General features: G+C 56.3%; 8 protein-coding genes. 2 read left to right on the top strand and 6 right to left on the bottom strand.

Going from position 1 to position 10,012, the window contains the following annotated elements; translation table 11 throughout:
• Positions 1 to 120 precede the first annotated feature (120 nt).
• Together Q9451_RS05915 and Q9451_RS05910 are read right to left on the bottom strand one after the other, a co-directional pair.
• Positions 121 to 1,173, bottom strand: coding sequence for an ADP-ribosylglycohydrolase family protein (locus tag Q9451_RS05915; protein WP_181126769.1), 1,053 nt, complete (start codon positions 1,171 to 1,173; stop codon positions 121 to 123).
• A gap of 9 nt (positions 1,174 to 1,182) precedes the next feature.
• Positions 1,183 to 1,440: a hypothetical protein gene (locus Q9451_RS05910; protein ID WP_024947250.1), complete on the bottom strand. Its 258-nt coding sequence runs from the start codon at positions 1,438 to 1,440 to the stop codon at positions 1,183 to 1,185.
• 119 nt (positions 1,441 to 1,559) lie between these two features.
• Here Q9451_RS05910 and Q9451_RS05905 point away from each other — a divergent pair, with 119 nt between their 5' ends.
• The gene (locus Q9451_RS05905; protein ID WP_024947249.1) at positions 1,560 to 2,435 is read left to right on the top strand and encodes a WYL domain-containing protein; all 876 of its coding nucleotides are present in this window, start codon (positions 1,560 to 1,562) and stop codon (positions 2,433 to 2,435) included.
• 195 nt (positions 2,436 to 2,630) lie between these two features.
• On the opposite strand, the gene Q9451_RS05900 is transcribed toward Q9451_RS05905, so the two are convergent.
• The 3 genes from Q9451_RS05900 to Q9451_RS05890 all read right to left on the bottom strand — a co-directional run bounded on the left by Q9451_RS05900 (position 2,631) and on the right by Q9451_RS05890 (position 8,204).
• The gene (locus tag Q9451_RS05900) at positions 2,631 to 2,843 is read right to left on the bottom strand and encodes a hypothetical protein (RefSeq protein WP_024947248.1); all 213 of its coding nucleotides are present in this window, start codon (positions 2,841 to 2,843) and stop codon (positions 2,631 to 2,633) included.
• Positions 2,844 to 3,072: 229 nt separating this feature from the next.
• Positions 3,073 to 6,483, bottom strand: a complete 3,411-nt coding sequence (locus Q9451_RS05895; RefSeq protein ID WP_181126770.1) for a TM0106 family RecB-like putative nuclease — start codon at positions 6,481 to 6,483, stop codon at positions 3,073 to 3,075.
• 65 nt (positions 6,484 to 6,548) lie between these two features.
• Positions 6,549 to 8,204 carry a hypothetical protein gene (locus tag Q9451_RS05890; RefSeq protein WP_308811987.1) on the bottom strand — a complete coding sequence of 552 codons (1,656 nt, stop codon included), beginning with the start codon at positions 8,202 to 8,204 and terminating at the stop codon, positions 6,549 to 6,551.
• Between the two features lie 45 nt (positions 8,205 to 8,249).
• Here Q9451_RS05890 and Q9451_RS05885 point away from each other — a divergent pair, with 45 nt between their 5' ends.
• Positions 8,250 to 8,897, top strand: a complete 648-nt coding sequence (locus Q9451_RS05885) for a HEPN domain-containing protein (RefSeq protein WP_033968774.1) — start codon at positions 8,250 to 8,252, stop codon at positions 8,895 to 8,897.
• Between the two features lie 239 nt (positions 8,898 to 9,136).
• Here the strand turns inward: Q9451_RS05885 and Q9451_RS05880 are convergent, their stop codons facing one another.
• Positions 9,137 to 9,805: an inovirus Gp2 family protein gene (locus Q9451_RS05880; RefSeq protein ID WP_024947928.1), complete on the bottom strand. Its 669-nt coding sequence runs from the start codon at positions 9,803 to 9,805 to the stop codon at positions 9,137 to 9,139.
• Positions 9,806 to 10,012: the final 207 nt, after the last annotated feature.

Genomic DNA, 10,012 nt, shown 5'->3' with positions numbered 1-10,012 from the left:
CTTTGCGGTGCCACTGTCTTTGTCCAACCGCATCCTTCACATTCAAAGGTTAAGGGCCTGGGTTTGATGGGCATTCTAAAGCTCCTTGGTCTCTTCGCTGATGTATTGCCATCGGTGCATTCAACTGCCCGGATAAGCCAATTCGATCTGCTCGTCGAACGCACCACCAACCCCGCAGTAATCACGTGGAACACGCTCAAGATCCTCGGCTACCTGCACGATCACCTGGCGCAGTTCCAGGCGTTCGAACCAGCGGGCAGGAATGGCAGCAGCACCATACTGGGCACCCAACAAGTGCCCGGCGACAAGCCCTGTGCTGTTGCTATCGCCACTGTGATTCACCGCCGTGATCACCCCTTCTTCGAGTGATCGTGCTGTCAGCGCACACCACAGTCCAATCGCCAGCGCCTGCTCGGCAACCCACCCACCCCCAAGGTCGCCAATGCGTTGCGGGGTGGGTGTATAGCCCTCGTAGTAGAAAAACAGCACGCGCTCGATGAGGCTGCGCGTTTCTTCCATACCAGGTACTTGCCCATATTTGGCCAAGCTTTGAGTTACCGCGTGTTCCAGGCTGTCTTGTCTTTCGACAACACGCTGAAGAATGTCGGCGAATAGCCCTGCCGCCAGGTAGCCCGTCGGATGCCCGTGCGTCAGGCGTCCAGACTGCGCCGCGTAGTCAAATGCATTGGCAAAGAACGCACAGGGTGCAACACGTACCAAGGCGCCGCAGCCCTTGCTGTTGTTTTCGGCAACCGCTCCCAACCGCGCGCTGGCCTTTAGTGCATTCAGGCAAGTTGTGCCTGGGGAGCGACGAGACCAGAGTTCGACTTGCTTGATCAGCCAGCCATCTGTGACGATCGGTATCGCAGAGGGGTAATCCTGGGTCATCAGCCAGCGCAGCAACGCTTGGTGAACAATGCTCGGGACATGGCACGCCTGCCGTAAACTGCCAAGCACAAAAGCGCGCAGCAAACCTTCCGCGGTGAACAGCATCATCTGCGTTTCGTCGCTGATGGCGCCGGTGTTGCCGTAAGCCGGGGCAAAATCAATGATGCCCTGCGGACCGAACTTGGCTTCGATGGCAGGCCACTCAAGAAACTCCACGGGGGCGCCAAGCGCGTCTCCGACAGCACCACCCAGCAGGCAGCCTTTGATCCGTTCAAGTCTGTTCATGCACTTCCCTTATCGCTCTGCAGAGATCAAGTTCTGCAAAATCACCAGCTTGCTTTGCAACTGCTCGATGTGCGCTTTCTCAGCACGCAGTGCCGAACGTAGCTCCCGGTTTTCCATCTCCCAGATCCGCGCCCAACGTGCGTCCTGGCGGCAGGCAAGCGCCACGTGCCAGATTTCTCGCAACCTCAGGTACTGCATCAGGAGCACCGTCAGGATCACCCCGATCAACACCAACGCCCCTGTCGAAACCGCTTCAGACATAGTCATGTCCACATCCTTTCGTGACTTCAATTTATTTCGAAGACAGACACACGATATGTAGTGATCAACGACAGGTCTAGAATGTAGACTTATACAGGTAAAGTATTCGCGCACATGGAGAGGGTATGAAACGCAAGCAATCTGTTGAACAGGTACGCTGGGACCTGGCACTTCGCTATCGTTTGATCGAGACCGTTGCCTGGTGGGAAGGCAGGCTGACCACGGGGCACTTGATGCAGAGCTTTGGCATCAGCCGCCAGCAGGCATCCAAGGACATCAATACCTACATCACCGAGCATGCGCCCAAAAACTTGACATATGACAAGCAGCTCAAGGGGTATGTGCCGAGCAAGCAGTTCAAACCCCTGTTCATCGACGACAGTGCCAGCGCCTATTTGCACCTGCTCTATCAGAACAATGAGCGTGCCCCGCACATTGATGGATTGGCACTGGCCTATGCGCACACCAAGGTGTTGGAAGTGCCCGATCGCCCCATTCGACCGGAGATTCTGCGCCCCTTGCTCAAGGCCTGCCGCGAAGGCCTGCGCCTGGAAACCGAGTACGTGTCGTTCAATACCCCGAACGTAGAGGTTCGCCTCATCGCCCCTCACACGCTGGTGTACACCGGCATGCGCTGGCATGTGCGGGCCTACTGCGAAAAGAATGGCCAGTACCGCGACTTCGTGCTAAGCCGTCTGCGCGGGCAGCCGGACCTGCTAGACGAATCGCCGAATACACGGGAGCTGGATGAAGACTGGAATGTCGAGATTCCGGTTATCTTCGAGCCCGATGGGCGATTGAACGAGGCGCAGAAGGCAATCATCGAAACCGACTTCGGGATGACGCAAGGACAATTGGTGGTGCCCAGCCGCAGGGCCTTGGTGAAGTATGTGTTGCAGCGTTATCAGATCGACCCGCGCAACCTGGCGACGAGCCCTGAAGCCCAGCAAGTTGTAGTGAGCAACCTCAAGGAATTGAGGCCGTGGCTGATGAATGACTGACGCTCAAATCTCCGAGACGAGGGGCATGACGCCCCTCGTCGATGGCCGGCTCGTGCTCGTTCAGCCGCAGGTGTATCTGCTCAACCCTATTCGGAGAACGACTCACTAGCGGCCAGCCAAGAAGAGATCCAGCCGTCGAGGATTTCAGCCAAACCGGCTGACGACATCTGTATCAACAGTCAGGTTTGTCCCCAGTCACTGTAGTTTCCGCCCCACGCCTTGGGCCTCGATGATCATGCGGTCGAGCAGAGCGAGCATGTCATCGACATCAATTTCCTGAAAGCAGCCCTTCGCCTCCTGCTCCAGGATCATGGCGGCGAATTCCTCGCTGTATTCGACCTCATCCTCGGTTCTAACTTGCGCGGGACCTGGGTCATCCGAGTGACCATCCCCTTGGTCATTACACATCACGAACCTCGCATTGAAATGGGACCTTAGCTGAACGGTCGCGCCAACTTGGCCCAAGCAGACACCCGTTGGAAGCAGAAAAAGGACGGAGTTGTCGACGTTATCGGCGTTTGTCAGGCCGAATCGGAAGCACGTCGGTCCAGCTCCTGTTTCATCTCCATGTATTCACGGACAAACTCGTAGCCCTTCTTGGCAACGACGATAACACCGATAATTGCGAACAGATTTTTCATAGCAAAACCTCTTGGGATTGACGGGTTTCGTCGAGCGTTCCGTACCTGACCGCCATGCACAAGCCGTTGACCAAGTTCATGTCTTGCGGCGTCTGGCAACGAATGGCCGTCAGATCAGGACTGGCGACAATACAAGCTAGCGACTTCGCCCGGCTGACCGCTACATTCAAACGGTTTTTCGAGTACAGGAAGCCGATGTCCCTGGGCAGGTAGTCTTCATTCGACGTCGCCATCGAGACGATGACAATCTCTGCCTCTTGCCCCTGAAACTTATCCACAGTGCCGACGCGCGCACCCGCCGGCAGCACCTGCTTCAACAGCTGTACCTGCAAATTATAGGGCGCCACGACCAGGATGTTTTCGAGAGACACAGCGTGCTCCTCGCCGGTGTTATCCACATAGCGCTGCTGCAGAAAGTACGTGTACAGCGCTTTGATGTACGCGGCTTCTTCATCGGAACTCTGGCCGTTGCCGTCGTGCTCCACAGAGCAAAACATCAGTCCGCTGCCCGGTACATCTGGCCGCTGGCCATCCAGTCGCAACACCTGCCGCTCGGTTCCTGGTGCCGACGACAGTTGACCTTCGTACACCGCATGAGAAATGAATGAGCAAACGTGCGGATGCATCCGCCAGGTTTGCGCCAGAAACACCCCACGATCAGGCGCAATGGTGGGCGTGCCATCCAGCAGATAATCGAGGATAGAGTCACCGGAACGGCCAGGGTGCACGCCTTGCACTGGTTGCGACAATTGCATCTGGTCGCCCATCAAGACGATGTTGCGTGCCGCAATGCCCATGGTAACCAGGTTCGCCACGCTCACTTGACCGGCCTCGTCGATGAAGAGGTAATCCAACGCCTCGGTGAAGGTCTCGTCGGCAAATAGCCAGGCAGTACCCGCAGTCAGGTCAATTCCCGGCCCCCAGGCATCAAGGAAATCCTTTTTGTCTTCGATGGAGCGAATGCAGCAACCAGTGAACTCAGTGCCCTCTCCCTCCGATGACTTTTTCAACCCCTTGAATGCAACGCCCTCTGCTTGTGCACGAGACTCAACAGCAGACAACAGGTTGTTGATGGCATAGTGCGAATTGGAGGTCACACCGATGCGCTTGCCTGCTTTGAGCAGGTCAACAATCACGTGCGAGCCCGTGTAGGTCTTGCCGGCACCCGGCGGCCCTTGAATAAACAGCACGCTGTTCTCAAGATTGCGTACCACCTGCTTGATGGCATCCGTCGTCGTCAGGCGTGGATCCAGTAGTGGCGCACCCGGCTGGACGTCTTTCACCCGCGGAGCGCATCGATGGAGAAAGTCCGACACCGCCTGGAAGCGCTGCTCACCGGCCAGGACGCTGTCGGCATAGCGAAACAGTGCCTCGCGCAGCGAAGTCGATGGAATCGGCCTGCCGGGAATCATGTCGAAGTCATCCGGTGGCGCTTTGTTCGCGGTGGCTTTGAACATCGCCAGACACGCGTTACTGTCCAGGTTAACCAACTGCACATTGGCCAGGGACTCGGTGATGACGCCTTGGGAACCCGTGCGCATCTTGCTTTCTTGAGGTTCGAAACTGTATTCAAACAGAAATGATTTCTTGATCGGTTCGGGCGGCGTTTTTGTACGCCGCAAACCGGCCAGGCTCTCGATATCCTCCAGCAGCTCCTCAGTGGTCATGTCCTGACGGCTGAACAACTGCCACCATGTCGGCTTGTCTGCCCGACGGTGGAAGTCGAGCAGCTGGAAGGTGAGCAACCTGACTTGATCCGCTTCGCTCAGGGCACATTCGGCGGCGGGCAAGCCAGCGAGCAAACGATCGCGATAGCTTTCCAGACGAACCTCAATCTCCTTTTGTTCCGCTACAGCTTTCTCGCTTTCTGTTTCAGGCTCGGAGAGAGCGCTCGCATCCGACGGTTTAATGCTCAAAAGCCAGTTGCGCAGAAGATAGGTGGATAGCACGTCGTCTTCGTTGTACCGCTCGATCTGCTTGAGCAACGCCGACTCGCCAGTCTCTTTCCAACGCTCATAAAACACGATGCTCGCACCGGCATTGGTAACGTCGCCGTCTCGCTGCCCCATGTAAAAATGCTCGATGTTCTTGATCGAGTAGCTGGGCTCAGACACCCGGATCGCTTCGCGCACAACCTTGTAGAGGTCGATCAGCTTGCCGTTGCGCAGCAACCAGTCCACTTGTGCCTCGCGTGTACCGTGCTGGCTCATCAGGCGCTTGATGGCCGTCTCTTCATAGCTGGCATAGTGGTAGATATGTGCGCTGGGGTAACGCTTGAGGTGAGCGATGACCCAGTCGATGAACTGCTCGAACGCGATCTTTTCTGCCTCTCGGCTATGGGCCCAGAAAGGTTTGAAGGATTGCTGGCCACCTTCGTCGATATACAGACCGAAGAGATATTCCAGGCCGCCCTCCTCCAGCGGATTGCCCTCCATGTCGAAGAACAGATCGCCCTCAACCGCCGTGGGCATTCGGTTAAAACCACGCCTCTTCCCCACGACCGGCAGAAACTCGAACAACGGGCCATCGCTGGAGCGCCCCTGGAACTGCAAACGTGCCTGATGGCGCAACTTGCCCAGCGACTCCACTTGCAACTTGGGGATGCGCAAGTCATCGGTACTGTTCGCCAACTGCTGCAATGTGGTCACACCACCAGCCTGCAATTTCTTGATTTGCGATCGGCTGATGCCGGCGACTGCCGAGAGGTGATCGTCTTGCAGCCGTTGTTCGTCACAGCGATCGCGCCACACACAAAACCCGCAATGCCCGCATGGCTCCGGGTACGTCACAGGTTGTCCGTGACTGTTCACGAACGCCGTGAAACGCTGCAGCACTTGCTCCAGATAATCGGCGTAGTCAGCGACCCGAAACGCCTGCTCCGTACGCGCAGAATCACCCAGTACGACATACATGAACTGCGGCTGTATGCCCTGGATCGCAATCAGCATTCGCGAGTAAAGCGCAACCTGTACAAGGAACTTGGCCTTTGCAGACTTGGCCAGCTTGGTGTCGATCACCTCATAGCTATGATCGCCCAGCGTCGACGCCCGCGGCACCTTACGCAGGAAGTCGGCATGCCCAATAAAGGCACCTTCCTGGAGCGAAGCCTGGAAGATGATGTCCGCACCAGCCTTCATGGCCTCAATGGTCAGTTCCACCCGCCGCGCGAAACTCGGATTGCCCTCGGCAATGTCGACTACGTGAGCATTTTCGCGTTTGAGTCGTTCAAGAAACGTCGCTTCATGAGCGAGCCCCTTGCCCTGGATCAGGCGGTTCTGCTCGCTTGCCGGCGCTTTTTCCATAGGGGCAACAAGATGCTGAAGGTCCAGTGCCGTTAGGTGCTGGCACTCCAGAAAACCACAGATGTCTGAGGCGGAATACAACTGAACGCCGTTCCGGGTTTGCATGGTTGTATTCCACCCTGTGAAAGGCCAAGGGGCACATGGTGCTGCGCAAATGTTGCGTGTGTTGCTCAGGCGTCGAGCGAGCAGTCCTGGTAAAACTGCTCGAACAGACTCGTTGGCGAGTGCTGCGCATCAAGCAGGCCGAAGTGCTTGCCCACGTTACGCCCCAGGGCCATGAGTGTCCTTGCAGAGTTCTCGGTACCGGCATAGCCGGCACTCACGATGTAGTCGACACGATCCTTGTCGGTCGTCGCTCGCGCATACGCGTTGCCCGTGATCAACACATCCACCAAGCAGACACTGACGCGCTCATCACCGACTGTGAACGGCTCGAGGGCCTCGGTAGCCAGGGCCGCACGCAATCCGTCCTCACCACCGGCAACGATGCGCTCAAGCTGTGCAAGCGGTCGGCCGAACAAGTCGAACTCTTCAATGGAAAACGGGAAACAGTAGCCCTGTGCAGTGGTACGCGTGAGCGGCTTCTCGTCACGCGGCTGGGCCACCAGCCATTCAACAAACGAGGTTTTGTTATCGAGAGCACCGCTGTAGCGGAAGGCCAGATAATCCTTGAGAACCTGGCTGAAAGGATGCCCCGTGGGCACCCAATTATTGCCTCCACGCTCGCAGTCCTGCGCCTCGACTTCTGGCTTACCCGCTATGGAATTAGACGCCAGCGCCAGACCAAAGCAGCGAAGGTCATAGCCAAGCATGAACAGGCTGGCCTCGAAGGCATGGTAACGCGCGGGGAGAGTCCCTTGCCCAGCAAACCAATTGGTACGCTCGAGCAGCGCTCGAATAATCCAGCCCAAGCGCACTTGCCAACGCGCCCACTCGGCATAGTCGATCGTCGAAAACTGCGGCGCCGCCACGCTGTTCAAGAACGCTCCCGGGTTGCGGATCTGGCTGCCTCGCGCGCCGCCGGACGGGAACATCAGCAAGGGTTTACCACGCCCCGCCCACTGCTGGCGAAACAGCGAATACAACATGGCAATCGCAGCGCCCACACGGCTGTCATAGATTGGAGAACCAGACAAATCGAGCAAGGCGTGAATCTTGGTCAGGCCAGAATCGAAACGCTCGACACTGCTAGCGTCGAGGTCATCCAGGTCATTGTCACCGTCGAGCGTCATGAGTCCGGCCATCTTTTTCAGGTAGCCCGACAACTCGGCTTTGGCCTCCAACCGGTGCAAGAACGGAATGGCGCCCCGCACGCCGCCCCAACGAAGAATCTGCAAACACGCCTGAAGCGCTTGTTGCTCATCACCAGCGTTGACCGCACTCGTCAGCCACTCACGCAGTTGCCCCAAAGAGCGTTGGGTTTCAGCCCAGGTTTCAGACTCAACCACACTCTGGTTGGAGTCGTGCCAGCTTGCCTTCCAGCGATAGTGCTCAAGTACCCGCTCAATCCCCTGGACTTCAACCGTCAAACCGCCAGGTACAAACTTGCTGGACTTGAAGCGCAGCTTGAACGTGAGCGCCGGCAAGTTGGCTGCCAGCCATGCAACGAAAGATTCCACTTCGGGTTGTGCCAGGAACTGTTCACGCTTCATGCAGGCCGCCTTGCGGGCAATGTCGAATGGCCATACCCTAAGCAAAATGGCAGGCCACGTCCACGTTGTCTGTTCATACAGGTAAACAAATTGAGCAGGTTCTAATGCCCTGAATAGACGCTTTTCAACGCCAGCGGCGATTGGCCCGGCCACCTGTAAAGTTTTCAGGCACACGCTACCTCTTTACCGACCGCCCACGACTTCAAGGATCGGCACTTAATGGACCATCAAGCACTCAAAGCCCGTCACCGCCAGGAACGTGAAGGCCACCATCCCAACCTCACCTTGCGCGTTCATCGCGCATTAAGCTGGCTGAATCGCGCCGAGCAGGCGGATGATCTTGATGGGCGCTTTATCTTTCTGTGGATCGCCTTCAACTCTGCCTATGCCACGGACATTGATGAGCAGTTCCGACTTTCCGAGCAGTCCACGTTCAAGGCGTTCCTGGACAAACTCTGTGCGCTAGACACAGCCAACCTGATCGAGAACCTGGTCTGGTCCGAGTTCTCAGGCAGTATCCGCGCATTGCTGGACAACCCCTACGTATTTCAGAGTTTCTGGGACAACCAGAACGGCAAGATCAGCGAGCAACAGTGGACCGAGCGGTTTGCCAGCGGTCGACGAGCAGCGCAGCAAGCGTTAGCCAACCGCAATACCCCAGCAGTACTCGGTGTTCTGTTCAATCGAATCTATACATTGCGTAACCAGGTAATGCATGGGGGCGCAACCTGGAACAGCAGTGTGAACCGGGATCAACTGCGCGACTGCTCGAACCTCCTCGGCAAGCTGGTGCCTGTGATTATTTTGCTGATGTTGGATAACCCGGAAACGCTATGGGGTGATGCTTGTTATCCGGTTGTTGCTTAGGCAGACCACATTCCAATCCCGCGATGACCGGTGACAAACCAAGTGATTCCGCTTGCTGCTTACACTGAGTGGAAGGCGTTCACACGCGTTTGAATATGCGCGAATGCTTTGCCTGTAGGAAGTCAACGCAACAAGAATTTGAATTCAGGGCTCGAATTTGTCCTCAGTGACAAAGCCCTCCAAGCCCTCAGGTCAGTTTGCCTTCCTGAGGGCTGGACTGGGAACAAGCTACTTACCCTCTATCCTCGGCTGAATCCGAAGCCATGAGCGCCCTCCCCATAACGCTTCGTCGCAGCTTTACAAAGGTAGCTGGCACGATGAAACAGATCAGGTAAGTAATCCACATTCCCTGGCCGGACCTCCCGGTCTACTCGGTATTCCGCATTAGACGGGATATGTACCAAGCCCCTCACTTGCTCAACCTCGCACTTCAACGCACTGGCCCAAGCCTCCTGCATGCGGCTGATCATGTTCGGCCTCTGTGGCTGCAACCGCCCGATTGTGTAGTAGGCGTCCCTGTTGAGCAGGATCAGCAGGTGGTAATGCTGTCGCCCTGCCTCGCTCCTCTCTCTCGCCCATACGTAACGTACCCTGCAGTCATGGGCGTACTTGTTCTGCTCACGTGCTTTCTCACGATTGTGCTCAATTTTTGCTTTGAACGACTCGATGAACCTACTAATCACACGGTTTGACAACGCATCATCCGGAATACCCCCAAAACGCGGAAGACGCAGGTCCACCCTGAACGCAATCACCCTAGGATACTGATCAAGTGCAAGTTTGATGGTGCGACTCAGGGCTTCAAGGTATCCAAGGATAAAAGGGCCTTTTTCACCCATTATCGGCAGGCCCTGAAAAGTATCTGCTGAGTACAAACGAAGATTACGGTTCTCTGAAAAACGACGCATGGTTACTACCTACTCTACTGAAGTTCATATCTTCAGTCGGCTTGATAGTTATTTACACGTTCACCGCAACCCATTGAGCTAGACCTCAACGAGCTCATCACGCAGATACCAAAGTTCAATATCGATCACCTAAACCATACTGCCAACCGCAAGGTATAAAGTAGACATTCATGATAGATACCAGTTAGAGGGACATCTATGACCTTA

The sequence above is a fragment of the Pseudomonas sp. NY8896 genome, assembly GCF_039634505.1.
The sequence above is the reverse complement of the archived record's forward strand: the minus strand, read 5'-3'. Positions and strand labels throughout refer to the sequence as shown.